The sequence below is a fragment of the Chitinophaga sp. ARDCPP14 genome, assembly GCF_051362515.1.
Classification (GTDB): Bacteria; Bacteroidota; Bacteroidia; order Chitinophagales; family Chitinophagaceae; genus Chitinophaga.
Map to the genome: position 1 here is coordinate 180,479 of NZ_JBKIXB010000002.1, position 15,933 is coordinate 196,411.

The 15,933-nt window shown below is 46.9% G+C and carries 12 protein-coding genes; 6 read left to right on the forward strand and 6 right to left on the reverse strand.

The window, feature by feature from the left end; translation table 11 throughout:
* Window positions 1–191: 191 nt before the first annotated feature.
* Both ACLHR0_RS05275 and ACLHR0_RS05280 read left to right on the forward strand, forming a co-directional pair.
* Entirely contained in the window at window positions 192–509 is a 318-nt protein-coding gene (locus ACLHR0_RS05275; protein WP_436485175.1) for a carboxypeptidase-like regulatory domain-containing protein, read from the forward strand.
* A gap of 178 nt (window positions 510–687) precedes the next feature.
* The gene (locus ACLHR0_RS05280; RefSeq protein WP_429042324.1) at window positions 688–1,434 is read left to right on the forward strand and encodes a head GIN domain-containing protein; all 747 of its coding nucleotides are present in this window, start codon (window positions 688–690) and stop codon (window positions 1,432–1,434) included.
* 105 nt (window positions 1,435–1,539) lie between these two features.
* On the opposite strand, the gene ACLHR0_RS05285 is transcribed toward ACLHR0_RS05280, so the two are convergent.
* The 6 genes from ACLHR0_RS05285 to ACLHR0_RS05310 all read right to left on the reverse strand — a co-directional run bounded on the left by ACLHR0_RS05285 (window position 1,540) and on the right by ACLHR0_RS05310 (window position 11,341).
* The gene (locus ACLHR0_RS05285; protein WP_429042326.1) at window positions 1,540–2,946 is read right to left on the reverse strand and encodes a 2'-5' RNA ligase family protein; all 1,407 of its coding nucleotides are present in this window, start codon (window positions 2,944–2,946) and stop codon (window positions 1,540–1,542) included.
* Window positions 2,947–2,955: 9 nt separating this feature from the next.
* A complete protein-coding gene (kynU, locus tag ACLHR0_RS05290; protein WP_370908484.1) occupies window positions 2,956–4,224 on the reverse strand; it encodes a kynureninase in 1,269 nt (422 codons plus the stop codon).
* A gap of 394 nt (window positions 4,225–4,618) precedes the next feature.
* The gene (locus tag ACLHR0_RS05295) at window positions 4,619–8,176 is read right to left on the reverse strand and encodes an efflux RND transporter permease subunit (protein WP_436485178.1); all 3,558 of its coding nucleotides are present in this window, start codon (window positions 8,174–8,176) and stop codon (window positions 4,619–4,621) included.
* 29 nt (window positions 8,177–8,205) lie between these two features.
* Complete coding sequence (locus ACLHR0_RS05300) at window positions 8,206–9,330, reverse strand: efflux RND transporter periplasmic adaptor subunit (RefSeq protein ID WP_436485180.1); 1,125 nt, start codon at window positions 9,328–9,330, stop codon at window positions 8,206–8,208.
* Between the two features lie 36 nt (window positions 9,331–9,366).
* Entirely contained in the window at window positions 9,367–10,725 is a 1,359-nt protein-coding gene (locus ACLHR0_RS05305) for a TolC family protein (protein WP_436485181.1), read from the reverse strand.
* 4 nt (window positions 10,726–10,729) lie between these two features.
* Window positions 10,730–11,341: a TetR/AcrR family transcriptional regulator gene (locus ACLHR0_RS05310; RefSeq protein ID WP_370908488.1), complete on the reverse strand. Its 612-nt coding sequence runs from the start codon at window positions 11,339–11,341 to the stop codon at window positions 10,730–10,732.
* A gap of 166 nt (window positions 11,342–11,507) precedes the next feature.
* Between ACLHR0_RS05310 and ACLHR0_RS05315 the strand changes: the two genes are divergently transcribed.
* The 4 genes from ACLHR0_RS05315 to ACLHR0_RS05330 all read left to right on the forward strand — a co-directional run bounded on the left by ACLHR0_RS05315 (window position 11,508) and on the right by ACLHR0_RS05330 (window position 15,883).
* Window positions 11,508–12,116 carry a DUF502 domain-containing protein gene (locus tag ACLHR0_RS05315; RefSeq protein WP_429042338.1) on the forward strand — a complete coding sequence of 203 codons (609 nt, stop codon included), beginning with the start codon at window positions 11,508–11,510 and terminating at the stop codon, window positions 12,114–12,116.
* A gap of 156 nt (window positions 12,117–12,272) precedes the next feature.
* Window positions 12,273–13,253 carry a zinc dependent phospholipase C family protein gene (locus ACLHR0_RS05320; RefSeq protein ID WP_436485184.1) on the forward strand — a complete coding sequence of 327 codons (981 nt, stop codon included), beginning with the start codon at window positions 12,273–12,275 and terminating at the stop codon, window positions 13,251–13,253.
* A 193-nt stretch (window positions 13,254–13,446) separates the two neighbouring features.
* Window positions 13,447–14,517, forward strand: a complete 1,071-nt coding sequence (serC, locus tag ACLHR0_RS05325) for a 3-phosphoserine/phosphohydroxythreonine transaminase (protein WP_370908491.1) — start codon at window positions 13,447–13,449, stop codon at window positions 14,515–14,517.
* 121 nt (window positions 14,518–14,638) lie between these two features.
* Window positions 14,639–15,883: a DUF1015 domain-containing protein gene (locus ACLHR0_RS05330; protein WP_436485186.1), complete on the forward strand. Its 1,245-nt coding sequence runs from the start codon at window positions 14,639–14,641 to the stop codon at window positions 15,881–15,883.
* Window positions 15,884–15,933: the final 50 nt, after the last annotated feature.

A 15,933-nucleotide genomic window follows, 5' to 3' on the forward strand; every position in this document is an offset into this window, starting at 1 on the left:
CCGGCCATTGTTTTTGTTAATGTCTTCCAAAAGATATGTTAAATGGTATCACTTCAAAATATTATGGCATCGTAATTGCAAAATCGGGCTATAACAACAAGTTCTTTTACATCTTAAAACAGTAGTAAAAAATGCTAACACCTTTACTTACCATGTAACCTTTATTGTTAAACCGTTTAAAATTGTAAGCTATGAAGAAGATAAAAGTAAGCATGTTAGCACTTGCAGCTGTAGCGTTTGGAGCCTTCGCATTTAGGGGCGTTGATGGTGGAACCATAGCAGGCAAAGTAACACCGGCTGAAGGAGCTACCGAAGCCTGGGCCATTCAGGGAACAGATACGTTGACATCGCCTGTTACGGATGGCGCATTTAATTTTCAGAATGCGAAAGCTGGTGCATATACCGTTATAATAGGAGCGAAAGCGCCATATAAGCCTGCAACTGTTACAGATGTTAAAGTGGATGATGGAAAATCCACTGATTTAGGAGAAATTAAATTAGCACATTAAACAAGAGCAATAGTTTGTTTTCATAGGGGTTAATCAAAAAGCCGGTTCCGTACGTCTGTACGGCCGGCTTCTTTCATTTATACCCTCTCCTGGAAAATATTATCTTTTCTCCCCTCATAGGGGTAAGCCTTTCTCTAAACGTCATTTCTTAAAGTACCCCTTTTTTAAAATGATGTTTATGAAAAAGCAGTTTATTATAACGTATACAAGTTTGAGTATTGGATGGTTGCTGCTGATGATTGCCATCTTTAGTATTATCTTATCCGGCTGTACCAAAGAAAACATTTCCGGCTCTGGCAACGTAGTAACGGAAGTCCGTACCACAGGTCATTTCACGGATGTGGAAATATCAGGACCATTTGAGGTACACCTGTTACAGGAAAACAACGCGAAGGTGGAAATAAAAGCAGAAGATAATATTATGGGTGTGATAGAAACGGGAATGCGCAGCAATACCTTATTTATCCGGGTAAAAAACCAGGTTAACATCCGGCATCATCAGCCTATGAAAATATATGTACACAATCCTCTCTTTCAACGAATAAAGTTCGATGGTTCGGGATCCTTAGATAATCAGGATACCATACATACTTCCTTATTTAAGTATGAACTCAATGGCAGCGCCAATGCCGCGCTTATACTGGATGCCGCTACGCTTAACACAACTATCAACGGCTCGGGCAATATTAACATGCGTGGATTTGCGGGCTCACTAAACAGCGATATTAACGGCAGCGGCAATATCGCCGCCATGAACCTGGAAGTGCAGCATGCCAGTATTACCATCCGTGGTTCCGGTGAGCATCGCGTGTATGTAAGGAAGAACCTGGATGCCAGGATCTATGGCAGCGGAAACATTTTTTATACCGGTGAAGCGAAGGTAGTGGCGGAGGTAAAGGGTTCCGGTAAGATAGTGAAGCAGTAATGATATGAACTTCGTTTAACCTACACTGTTATACTGTCTGTGTTTAAAATGAAAAGGCCCCTGCAGGTGCGGGGGCCTTTTATTATTTTAAAGATGGTGCATTTATCAGGCGCCACCTAATTTGCATTTCTGCAGCACTTCCCATGATTTACCGTTGTGACGGAGGAAGTAGAGGTTGTTTACTTTAAAAGTAGCCTCGTAGTCCTTGTTTTCATATTCAGGCCATGCTTTGTTGAACTGATCATCTTCCAGGTCTTTAAAAGCCACGGTAACGTGAGGCGTAAATCCTGTACGTGCCAGCATAGTGCTGAATCCAAATTCCTTACGCAGGAAGTTGATCAGCTGACGGTGCATAGCAGACATGGTTTCACTTTTTTCCACGTTGATGAACAGTACACGGTTCTGTTTATTCGGGAAAGTACCGAAGCCTTTCAGGGAAACTTCGAAAGGAGCCTGAGTTTTGGCAAATTCCGTCAGTTCATCACAGAAAGCTTTTTCCAATGCCGGATCAGCAGTGAAAGGTACCTGCAGGGTAATATGCGGCAGCACTTTCAGTGCGTACATAGGACCGTATTGTTCTGCAAATTCCTGTTTGATCTTTATAATTTCTTTACCTACTTCTGCAGTTGGCAGCAGTGCGATAAAGTATATTTTGTTATCTGGTTTTGGTTCGAAGCGCTGAGGTCTTCCACCTTGTCTTGGAGCGCCGCCGCCACGGTATCCACCACCGCCGCCACCGCCGCGATTGTATCCACCGCCACCGCCGCCGCGATCGTATCCACCGCCGCCACCGCCGCGATTGTAACCACCGCCGCCACCGCCACGATCGTAACCACCGCCGCCACCGCCGCGATTGTAACCACCACCGCCGCCGCCACGATCGTATCCACCACCGCCGCTTCCGCCGCGATCGTATCCACCGCCGCCACCGCCGCGATTATAACCACCGCCGCCACTGCCGCCACGGTCGTATCCACCACCGCCGCTTCCGCCGCGATCGTATCCACCACCGCCACTGCCGCCGCCGTAGCCACCACCACCACGGTTGTAGCCTCCGCCACCGCCGCCGCGATCGTATCCACCGCCGCCACTGCCGCCGCTGTAACCACCACCACCGCGGTTGTAGCCACCACCGCCGCTTCCGCCGCGATCGTATCCACCACCACCGTTGTAGCCGCCACCTGCGCCATCACGGTTGTAATTGCCGCCACCACCATCTCGGTTGTAGCCACCACTACCGCCATCACGGTTGTAACCACCACTACCGCCTTCACGGTTGTAGCCGCCACCTGTGCCGCCATCACGATTGTAGTCTGTGCGCGGACGATATCCGCCTTCTCGATTGTAACCAGTGCGCCCTTCTGAGCCACCACTGTTGTAGTCGGGTTTGCCGCCTTCCCGCTCGTTATTTAAATTGGGTTTGTCATCGCCTTTCTCCTTATTGGGATCATTCTCTTTGTTGGTATCAGAAGAATAAGGCCTGCGGGGGCGTTCGTTTCTCTCAAAAGTCATCTTACTTAATTAAGCGTTTGAAGCAATATTAGCTATGATTTCATAAAAATGAAATACGTCCTGATAGGAGTTATATAAGGGTGCCGGTGATACCCTGATAACTCCGGGCTCTCTCCAGTCAACGATTATACCGGCATCGGTCATCCGTTGATGTATCTCTTTACCTTTGTCTAGGAACAACAAAGATAACTGAGCGCCACGTTCATTACAATTTTTCGGTGTTATAATCTGGAAATTTATGCCTTTTAACTGTTGCAAAAGAAATTCAAGATAATTGGTCATTCCTTCACTTTTGCTACGTAAAGCGCCGATACCGGCCGCTTCAAATAATTCCAGGGATGCTTTCAGGCTAACCATGTTAAACACCTGAGCGGTGCTCTGTTGCCATCCTTCAGCTTCTTTTTTAGGCACAAACCCTTTTTCCATTTTAAAACGTGCACTCTCTTCATTGCCCCACCAGCCGCCCAGTCTAAGAAAATTACGGTCGCTGGCGTGTTTCTCATGTACAAATGCGCCTCCTACTGCGCCGGGTCCACCATTCAGGTACTTATATGAGCACCAAACGGCAAAATCTACTTCCCAATTGTGCAATTCTACCGGTATATTTCCTGCTACGTGTGCCAGGTCGAAACCTGCATAAGCGCCGGCCTTATGCGCAGCTGCCGTTATAGCGGGTATATCAAAAAACTGTCCGGTATAATAATTTATACCTCCAAACAAAACCAATGCTAAGCTATCACTTTCTGTGTTAATAATCTCTAAAATATCTTCTAATCTTATCAAATGTTCTCCGGGTCGCGGGGAAACTTCTATGATTGCACTTTCCGGATCGTAACCATGGAACTTTACCTGGGTTTCAACTGCGTACTGGTCGCTCGGAAAAGCCCCTGCTTCCATTAACACTTTAAACCGCTGTTTGTTTGGCCGGTAAAAACTAAGCATCATTAAATGCAGATTCACCGTCAGCGTATTCATCACCGTCAACTCCTGCTGACTCGCACCCAATATCGCTGTTAAAGGCTTACTGCAATACTGCTGATAATATAACCATGGATTCTTAGCCGCCCAATACCCCTCTACTGCACATTGTTGCCAATCCGCCAACTCCTGCTCTATCGCCGCTTTCACATTCTTTGGCTGTAATCCCAGTGAGTTGCCACATAAATAAATAGCATCCTTCCCGTTACGTTGTGGAAAATAAAACTGTGCTCTGAATTTATTTAAGGTATCCTGTTGGTCCTTCTCTTTAGCAAATGCTAATGATGCTACATACTCCATGGTCTTCCAATCTTGTCTGCGCCTTAGTTATCTTTTAATGGCGGTGCTGCTATTGTCAAGAAAGCTGTGCTGATTATCTTATTTCTCTACTTACTGATTATTACAGGCTAATGGCCTAACTGAACTGTTCAAAACAGGCGTCTTTATTTATATTATCTCTTATTTTATCATATGGCATATAAGGCTAAGGCTGTATATGGCTAGTAACGTGTCAACAACTGTCTGAGGGGTCAAAAGTAATAAAGGCTTTTCAAATGCCACTCATTCCAAATGTTAAAATTTGTTAATGAAAGAAAAAAAGTCGTTCCGGCTGTAATATACAAAAAAAATCCGTCCCGAAGAATCGGGACGGAGACTGTTAACCTACAACTGTTACACTGTATTGAAAAAAAACTTAATTAACGGAGATACCATCCACTTTCTTCTTCCCCAGCACCGGCTCTTCAGTAGCTTCCGGCTCCGGGAAAAAGTCATATGGCTTGGGCGACAGGTACTTTGGATCATGCAGCTTCCTCACTTCATCCCGCTTCATGAACACCGCTTTGATAATCAGCACCAGGAAAGGCACGTACTTCAGCCACCGTGGCATATTGAACCGGTCCAGCACATCAATGGAACGCTTGTTCATGGCGTACATCACCGGCACCAGTACGAGGGTCAGGAAAGTCGCGAAAATCAACCCGTATACCATTGTCCAGGCCAGCGGCCCCCAGAAGGCCACGTTATCCCCACCAAAGAATATATGCGGTTTGAACTCACTGAACAGCGCGGCAAAGTCGATGTTAAAGCCCACTGCCAGCGGAATCAGACCCAAAATAGCAGCAATTGCGGTTAATATTACCGGCGTCATACGGGTACGACCCGCTTCCACCACCGCTTCATATACCGGCATCTTCTGCTGGATCAACAGGTCAGTAAACTCTACCAGTACGATACCATTACGCACCACAATACCTGCCAGGGCCATAATACCCACACCCGTCATTACAATGGAAATATCCATTTTAAAGATGGAGAAGCCCAGGAACACACCAATGATACTAAACAGGATCTCCATAAAGATGATCATCGGGCGGCCGATAGAGTTGAACTGGGTCACCATAATCATCAGGATCAACCCAAATGCTCCCAGCATCGCCATCATCAGGAAGTTCATGGTTTCCTGCTGGTCTTCCTGCTCACCGGTCATTTTAATAGTCACGGAGTTCGGATGGGTAAAGTCCTTCAGCGATGATTCAATATGCTGTACCACTTCATTCGCATTCGCACCTGTTAAGATGTTGGAATACAGCGTAATTACACGTTTCTGGTCTATACGCTTAATACCTGCAAAAGTGTTGGAATAATGAATATCCGCTACCGCCGATAACGGCACCTGGCGTATTGCTCCGCCCATATTCATGTCGCGGTATACCAGGTTGAGGTTCATCAGGTTATTAATATTGTTCCGCTGATCCTCATTTAATCTTACCATAATCTTATACTCATCTTTTGCATCACGGATCTTGGAGGCTTCAGCTCCGAATAGCGCTGTACGAAGAGCTCCACCGATCTGGCCGGTAGAAATACCTTCCGCATTCGCCCGCTCCCGGTCTATATCTACTACTATCTCCGGCTTATTGTCCTCGAAATCGCTCTTCAGTTCCTCTACACCCGCAATCTGCAGGGAATCGAGATAACGTTTAAGTCTGAACGAACTGCTGGTCAGCTCATCAAAATTATCGCCGCTGATTTCAATATTGATAGGCTTACCGGTTGGCGGACCACCCTGCTCCTGCTCTACCGTGATATTGGTTCCCGGGATACCTTTAACGGCATTACGGATTTTATCGAGATATTGTACGGTCGACTGCCCATCCCTCGCACCAAATTCCACAAAGGCGACCGTTACCTTACCCTTCTGCGGCTGCGTGCTGAGATCCATCTGCGAAGGATCGCCGGCGCCTTTGGCCACATTGGAAATAATAGATTCCACTATCGGGTTCTTTTCACCCACTACTTTAGTGATACGCTTTTCCACCAGGTTAGTGATAGAATCGGTATACTTCTGGTCGGTACCATTGGGTAATTCTATGTAAGTATAGATGAAGTTGGGATCTGCCTGCGGGAAGAACACCACTTTCGGATTTCGTATAGCCGTTAGCATAATACTGAAGATCAGTAACCCAAACGTAGCCACCACGATCCATACCGGGCGCCATCCCAGCAAACACCACTGCAATATGCGTTTGTAACGGTCCTGTACTTTCGGCCAGAATCCATGCTGGAAGCGGCGAGCCACGCCACCTAACCAGAAACGTTCCAATACGATCAACAGGTAAAGGAATACCACAAAATTGCCCACCCCTATGCTGCCATTGGCATAACCTACAAGCGCCAGCAAGGCAAACACACCTGAGAGGATCGTAAATTTCTTATCAAACTTAGGCTTCGGATGGTTTTCACCTTCGTGCCTGTCCATGAAATCCACCGCAAACACCGGGTTAATGATATAGGCCACCACCAGCGATGCGCCGAGTGTTGTGATCAGCGTAACCGGCAGATAGAACATGAACTTGCCGATCACACCAGGCCAGAACAGCAGCGGCACAAACGGCGCTAACACCGTAAGGGTACCGGAAAACACCGGCAGGAACACTTCTCCCGCAGCTATTTTAGCTGCTTTCACAATACCCAGGTCCTTTCGCTGGTTATAAATACGGTGTACGTTTTCTATCACCACAATGGCATCATCCACTACAATACCCAATGCCAGCAGGAAGGAGAACAGCACCATCATGTTTAACGTAAACCCGTACATCGGCATCAGTAAAAACGCGATGAACATGGAAATAGGTACCGATAATGCCACGAAGATCGCGTTAACCGCTCCCATGAAAAACATGAGGATAACAGTTACCAGCAGGAAGCCGATAATAATGGTGTTGATCAGGTCGTGCAGGGTTACGCGGGTAGATTTCGACTGGTCTGCCGTGATAGTTACTTCCAGGTTTTTAGGGAAGTAGTTTTCCTTCATGTCCTTTGTAATCGCCTGGATCTTATCGGATGCATCGATCAGGTTTTTACCACTTTGCTTAATAACGTTGAGCGTGATTACGTTCTTTCCGCCAAGCCGCGCATAGCTTTCCTGTTCCAGGAAACCATCTACCACGTTGGCAATATCTTTCAGGTATACTGTTGCACCAGACTGGCCGCGTACAATGATGTTACCTATTTTTCCCGGATCCTTATATTCTCCCTTTATGCTCAGGCTACGTTTCTGACCATCCATCGCAACAAGACCACCGGAGATGGTCTTGTTTTCCCCCTGGATGGCGCCGATAATATCTTCAAAGCTGATCCTGGCCGCATCCATTTTGTATTTGTCCAAATTGATCTGGATTTCGCGTTCCAGTTCACCTACCAGGTCTACGCGGGTAATTTCATTCAGCGCCTCAATCCGGTCTTTCATATCATCCGCATACTTTTTCAGTGTTTGCAGGTCAAAGTCGCCGGAAAGGTTTACGTTCATGATAGGAATCTGCGACACATCTATCTTCACAATCTGCGGTTCCTGGGTCAGGTCCTTCGGCAGATCTTTCTTTGCATCGTCTACTTTTTCCCGCACCTGCTGACGCGCAGCTTCAATATCTTCATTGGCATTGAACTCAATGGTGATCGCAGAGAAATCCTGCATGGAAGTACTCTTGATCTTCTTTACACCAGAGATGCCGTTCAGTTGTTTTTCTATCGGTTTGGTCACCGTTGTTTCCATATCTTCCGGGGAAGTACCGGCATTGACGGTGTTGATATAGAACTGCGGGAACACTACCTCGGGAAACTGTTCCTTTGGCAGGTTAATATAGGAAAGTATACCTGCCAATGCAATGATAATGGTAGCCACGTATACGCTTACCTTATTATCAATGGACCAGCTGGTAGGCTTAAATTCTTTATGGAGATTGTCTTGCATACACTTGGTTTTAGCTGTTTGAATCAGCTTTATAATTTAATCAGGTCGTTATCGTTCAACCCCTGAAAACCGGTGGTGATAACTTTATCACCTGTTGTCAAACCACTCTTTATTTCAGCCTTGTCATTGTATGTGCGGCCCATATCTATTGTTTTGCGCTGCGCCACCATTTTACCGTTGGCATTCTTCGCTACCATTACATAAGGTTTTCCGGAGGTATACTGGATCACGCTTACCGGAACTACCACTGCGTTTTTAGCGACATAATCCACGATCCTGATGCGGGCGATCATGTTAGGACGCAGACCGGCATCCGGTTTCAGCGGCACTTCAATTTTGATGGTACGGCTCAGCGGATCAATGGTCCTGGAAGCAAACCCGATAGTGCTGCGTATTTCGCGGTTAATATCAGGGAAAGATAAGATCACTGCATCTCCTGATTTCAGCAAACCGGCGTAAGCTTCCGCTACGTTGGCAGTTACCTTCAGGTTGTTGGCGTTTACCACGCGGAAGGCTGGTGCGCCCGGGGCTGCATTGTCTCCCACCTTGGCGATTACTGCATCTACGGTACCGCTGATAGGTGCAATGATGCGGGTTTGCGACTGCTGATCCTGCAGGGTGGCCATCTTCCTTTCCAGGCTTTCCTTCTGGTTTTTGGCGTTGAGATATTGTACTTCAGAACCTATTTTCTGTGACCACAGGTTTTTCTGTTTTTCAAACAGGGTATTAGCCAGGTCCATCTGGGTACGGAGTTCGGCCATGTTGGCTCTCAGCACCTGGTCATCTACCTGGGCCAGTGTTTGTCCCTGTTTTACTGCCTGTCCTTCTCTTACAAAAATGTTGGTAATTACTCCCGGTACGCGGGCGGAAACGTTTACGTTTTCGCGGGCGTCCACACTTCCCTGCACATCTATATAATGTTCAAATATGGTATCAGTAATAGCAGTTACGGTAACATCTTTCATTTTCTGCTGCGTCGTATCTTTCACACCTGCTTCCTTTTCCAGCGCTGCTATTTTTTTGTCGATGTCTTCGTTATATTTTACTTTCTCCTGTTTCAGCTTCTCCAGCTGTTCAGCTTTATTTCCACCACCACCGCAGGATGCGAGCATCAGGGTGACAAAAGGGATCAGGAAAGAATATTTTTTGATCATATAGTTAGTAGTAAATAGTGATTGAAATAATGGAGCTTATAGTTTGCCATACGATTTCAGCAGGTCAACTTTAGCAACAATAGCGTTAAACAATGCAGTGAAATAATTATTCTGTGCAGTGAGCAAATCGTTTTCAGCAGTGGTCATTTCCAGGCTGGAACCTACGCCCTCCCTGTATTTGATCTGGGTGGTGTTATATACGTCCTGTGCCAGTTCCATGTTTTTCTCCTGTGCTTCCAGCGTGAGTACGTTGTTGCGGAAAGTAGAATAGGATTGCTCTCTTTCCAGGTCGATGCCCAGCTTCGCATTTTCGATGGCCACTTCACTTTTCTTTACTGCCAGCCACGCCTGGTCTACCTGCCGTTTGCGCTGCATACCACTAAAGATGGGAACAGAGAGGTTCAGTCCTGTGTTTACATAACCGTACCACATCTGGTTCTGGAGGTAATCAAATTTATCACTTCCCCTTAATGCGCCGGTAGAACCGAATAGTTGCAGGGAGGGTAGACCTTTCAGCTTATATCTTTTCAGATCATATTCATTTGCTTTCTTTTGCGTTTGCAGCAACTGGTATTCAATCCGCTGTGAGTAGTCGAATTTATCCATATCCAGCACATCTGCTGCAATCCTTTCTGTAGAAAGTGTATCCGTTAACGTTATAGCCTGTTTCAGTGGCATGCCCATCTGGTATTTCAGTGAAGCAGTACCCAGTTCAATCAGGTTACGGAGTTTGGTTTGCTCCGTTTGCAGGTTGGTATATTGCACTACCAGGCGGTCTACGTCCAGTTTTTCCGCAAGACCGTTTTTGTAGATCTCTTTGGTTTCGTTGAGGATCTTTTCCAGGGAACGGATGTTTTCGGAAAGGATGGTCAATGCTTTGTTGGCAGACAGTACATTGTAATAGGCTTTGTACACGGTGGATTTCACGTCTATTTCCGCCTTTTCCACGCCCTGTGATACCAGGTCTTCCAGTGTTTTACGTGCCTGTAAAGCTACGAGTACGCTGGGATCGAAGAGTACCTGTGTAAGTTTCACTTCCCCAACCAGGTTATGCGGTAGCTGGAAGGAAACTGCTGTAAAGGAATCTTTTGGCAATCCAAAGTTCCTCATGTTAAACATCTGTTTCTGGGTGATCGGGTTGTACTGGTAAGAGCCGGTACCAGCGACATTGGGCAGTGCCAGGCCGCTAACCTCCTTGTTCTTGGCCAGCTGGATGAGTTCGTCCAGTTTGGCGGTTTTAACGGTGCTCTGATTAGCCAGTGCGTAGTCTACCGCTTCTTTGGCAGACAAACGGATGGGTTCAGGCGTAACCTGCTGCTGGGCGCCGGCGATGGTCGCCAGGGACAGCAGCCACACCATAAAAGCCATACTGGTGAGCCTTTTGATTGATAGCATAGTGTTATTTATTTTGCGATAGTTGTTTATATTCTTCAATAAGCCGGTATCCTTTTACAGAAGCCACCCCATATAAAAAATTCTCCAGCAACACTTTCTGCACTTTGTTCATATCATTGGCGCCAGGGAACACTTCCGGTTGAAAACAGATCATACAGGCGTATATCCTGTATTGGGTCAGTATTTTAATGTCGATATCTGGCCGGTATACTTTTTCACTGATGCCTCTTTCCATATTTTCACGGATCATGGTGGCCAGGGTGTTGTTCCGGTAATCGAGGAACAGCTGGTAGGCTTTCGAGTGAAATTTCTGCAGGTCCAGGATAATGACAGGGTTCATATTGCGCAGGCGGCGGTCCAGCATGTCCATTACGAGGAATAACTCGTCAATGGCGTCTTTCGATTTTTTCCGGTCTTCGATACAGTCTTCGGTAACGATATTTATGAACCGGCCGATGGTTTGGCAAACCATATCGTCCTTATCGGTGAAATGGGCGTAAAGCGTTTTCTTCGAAATCCCCATTCTCACAGCGATGTCATCCATCGTGATGGAGCGGGTACCAAATTGACGAAAAAGGCCAAAAGCCGTGTCCATAATGCGTTCCTGTACTTCCATAGATTTTATCGCATTAACCCTGTTGTTATGCTGGACAAAACTATGGAAACTTTCCAAACTTCCAAAGTTTCCAGTACTATTTTTTTACATGTGGCAACATTCAATTAACCGTCCCTGCTTCCTGCTTTGCGCTTTATTGTCTAATTTGCAGCCCTAATCACAAACCATGTCGCCAAAGCTTAGATTAAAAGTATTTGCATCACGATTGCTGCGTTACTTCTTTCAGGGATTGCTCATTCTGGCGCCCATTGGTATTACTGCGCTTACCTTGTACTGGGCCTTTATTACTATTGATAATCTTATTCCGAAAGAGCTGATTCCGGAAGGCGCTTCTTTTGGTTTTCTGAGGTACAAAGGAGTAGGGTTTGCATTGGTGCTGCTGCTGATCATCGGGGTAGGTTACCTCAGCTCCTCCTTTATTATCGGGCGGATCTTTGATTTGTTTGACCACCTGCTGGAGCGCACGCCTTTTATCAAATATATTTACACCTCTATTAAGGATGTTTTTGATGCGTTTGTAGGTGAAAAGAAAAAATTCGATCACCCGGTGCTGGTGCAGGTATACGGGGTGGATGTGTGGGAGATGGGATTTATTACACAGACGGATGTCAGCAACCTGGGCCTCGAAGGATACATGGCAGTATACGTTCCCCATGCGTATGCCATTACCGGTAAGGTGTTTATGGTACCAAAAGAGCGGGTTAAACCGCTGACCAACGTTTCTGCCGGCGAAGCCATGAAGTTTGCCGTAAGCGGTGGCGTAACCCATATCTGATCCGGGGATGCTTCGTAGATGAAGCGTAGATACCTCGTGGTTAAAGCGTGCTTACATTTTCTGTTGCTATAACAATGCTGATATTTTATTATCCCTGGAGATAAAATATCAGCATACTTTTTTTCGCTATATTCGTCTTCCCAAAAATATAGTGACATGTTAACCCACACCTGGCTACGGATTCCCGTACTATTTACTGTAATCATATTTTCCTGTACAGATGTTTGTGCATGGGGATTTTTTGCGCATCAGCGGATTAACCGGCTGGCGGTATTTTGCCTGCCGCCGGAAATGATGGTCCTCTATAAGCCGCAACTGGAGTACATCACGGCACATGCGACAGATCCGGACAAGCGGCGCTACGCTGTTGCTGCAGAAGGTGCCAGGCATTACATTGATATCGACCTGTTCGACAAGCCGCCCTACGCGCAGATTCCCCGTAACTGGGCAGATGCAGTCGCCAGATACACGGCAGATTCCCTGAACCGCAACGGCATTCTGCCCTGGCATCTTGAAAAGATGCTGGCCATGCTCACCGCCGCATTCCGGGAAAAGGACCAGCAGCGCATCCTCCGGCTGTCTGCCGAGCTGGGACATTATATGGCAGATGCACACGTGCCCCTGCATGCCTGTTCCAATCATAACGGCCAGTTTACCGGCCAGCAGGGTATTCATGGCTTGTGGGAATCCCGCATCCCTGAATTACTGGCAGATAAAACGTTCGATTACTGGGCCGGGAAAGCCGTGTATATATCTGATCCCCGTAAATATATATGGGACATTATCAGGATAAGCGGAATGGCCGCAGATACAGTACTGGCCTACGAAAAGCGGCTTAGTGAAAAATTTCCGCCCGGCAGGCGTTACGGTTATGAAAACCGGAATGGGGTATTAATTCGTACTTACGCAGAAGACTATACGAAAGCATACGCACTTTCGATGGGCGACATGGTGGAACGAAGGATGAAAAATGCGATAGCAGCCGTGGCAGCAGCCTGGTACACCGCCTGGGTAAATGCAGGACAGCCCTCTTTACAGGAGCTCACCCATACAACCCTTACCCCGGAGGAGATACAGGAGATGGAACAGCTACAACGTCAATGGCTGGAAGGTAAGCTACCGGTGAGGGAGGAATGAGCCGGTTAAAATATTTATGGTAATACTTAATAATTAGAAAAGAAATTTTATCTTTGCCCATACCATCTTTTAGCCTGTCCTACACCACGCGCCTTACTGGTTTTAAAACACCCGTGCCGTTTTTTTTCCGTTTCCTTAGAAAAACCAAAACAAAGTGGAAAGATCAAAAAATGAATTTAATCTGAATCGCAACATGAAGGTGCATAATTTTAACGCAGGTCCTTCTGTATTACCCAACGAGGTATTGTACAAGGCCAGTAAAGCTCTGATTGACTTTGAAGGGTCAGGGATGTCTATACTGGAAATTGGCCACAGAACGCAACCGTTTATAGCGGTGATGGACGAGGCGCGCAACCTGGTGAGGGAACTGATGCAGCTTGATGATGACTTTGAAGTACTCTTTTTACATGGCGGAGCCACCACGCAGTTTATGCAGGTGCCAATGAACCTGCTGGAAAGCAGCGAATCTGCCGCATATGTGGATACCGGAGTATGGTCCAACAAGGCCATCAAAGAAGCAAAATTGTTTGGCTTCGCCGACGTTGTGGCGAGCTCCAAAGAAAGCAACTACAATCACATTCCCAAACAGTTCACCATCCCCCAAAAGGCAAGTTATCTGCACATTACCACCAACAATACCATCTATGGTACACAGTGGCAAATGACACCTGTTACCGATGTACCCCTGGTAGCAGATATGAGCAGTGACATCATGAGCCGCAGCATGGACTTTAACAAGTACTCGCTGATATATGCCGGCGTACAAAAAAATATGGGCGCCGCAGGCGCTACCATGGTAGCTGTACGCAAAAGCATGTTGGGCAAGGTAACGCGCAAAATACCAGCCATACTGGATTACAGGAACCACATAGAAAATGGTTCTATGCTAAACACCCCTCCCGTATTCGCTGTGTACATTTCCATGCTCACACTCCGCTGGCTCAAAGAACAGGGCGGCATTCCTGCCATTGAAAAGATCAATGATAAAAAAGCAGCACTCCTTTACGATGAAATCGACCACAACCCGCTGTTCCGCGGTACTGTTGTGAAAGAAGACCGCAGTAAAATGAACGCCTGCTTCATCATGGATAAACCGGAAATGGAAGAAGAATTCCTCAAATTCTGTAAGAAAGAAGATATCGTTGGTATCAAAGGACACCGTCTCTCCGGCGGATTCCGCGTATCTATGTATAACGCATTGCCATATGAAAGCGTAGAAGTAATGGTGGAAGCCATGAAATACTTCTCCCTGAAAAAGGCATAAGAAAATATCCTTATTGTATTACGGAGTTGCAGGTAGATCAGCTATCTGCAACTCCGTAATTCGTTAGCGGTAATCCGTATTTTTTTTATTATTACATTTACCACTCACACATATCTACATCATGGCTATTATCAGACCCTTTAACGGATTAAGGCCTACAGCAGATCTCGCAGCAAAAGTAGCTGCAAGGCCGTACGACGTACTCAGCTCGGAAGAAGCCAAAGCAGCGGCATCCGGTAACCCTTACTCATATTATCATGTTTCAAAATCTGAAATAGATCTGCCCGACGGAACAGACACCCACAGTCAGCCCGTATATGATAAGGCAGCGGAAAACCTGCACCGCATGGTACAGGAAGGTACCCTCTTCCTGGAACCACAGGCCGCCTATTATATCTACAAACTGGTGATGAACGGCCGCGCTCAAACCGGACTGGTATGCGTTTCCGCCATATCAGACTATAACAACGGCATCATTAAAAAACACGAATTTACCCGGCCCGATAAAGAACTGGACCGCATTAATCATATTAAAACCACCAAAGCGCAAACCGGCAACGTATTCCTCGCTTACAACGACGTACCGGAAGTAAACGCCCTGGTAGACCACTGGCAGGAACACAACCAACCCGTGTATGATTTCACCGCCGAAGATGGTATCCGGCACACCGTATGGGTAATCAACACCCCCGCTGCCATCCAGGACATCACTACCCTGTTCGCTGAAAAGGTGCCCTGCACCTACATCGCCGACGGCCATCACCGCGCCGCCTCCGCCAGCCTCGTACAGGCCGCATTTGAGAAAGAAGGAAAGATCACCTCGGTAGACAATCCCGTCAACTATTTCCTCACCACCATTTTCCCGGCCAGCCAATTGGCCATCCTGGATTATAACCGCGTGGTGAAAGACCTTAACGGCCTGAGTAAGGAAGCGCTCCTCTCCCGTCTGGACTACGACTTCACCGTGGAAGAAATCGGGCACCTGCCCCAGCAACCCTCCATGCTGCATGAATTCAGCATGTACCTCGATGGCCGGTGGTACCGCCTGGTGGCAAAAGAAGGCACCTATACCACCGATCCCATAGGCATCCTCGATGTAACCATTCTTTCCAATAACATACTGGATAAACTGCTGGGCATCAAAGACCAGCGCACCGATAAACGCATCGACTTTGTTGGCGGCATCCGCGGGTTGAACGAACTGGTAAAACGGGTAGACAGCGGCGAAATGAAAGTAGCATTTGCCCTTTACCCCGTCACCATCCAACAGCTGTTTGACATTGCCGACAGCGGAAACGTAATGCCCCCGAAGAGTACCTGGTTTGAGCCGAAGCTGCGCGACGGACTGATCACGCATATTATTTAAACATACTATACGCTTTCCCGGCGATATCCATCTGCCGGGAAAGCCCGTTA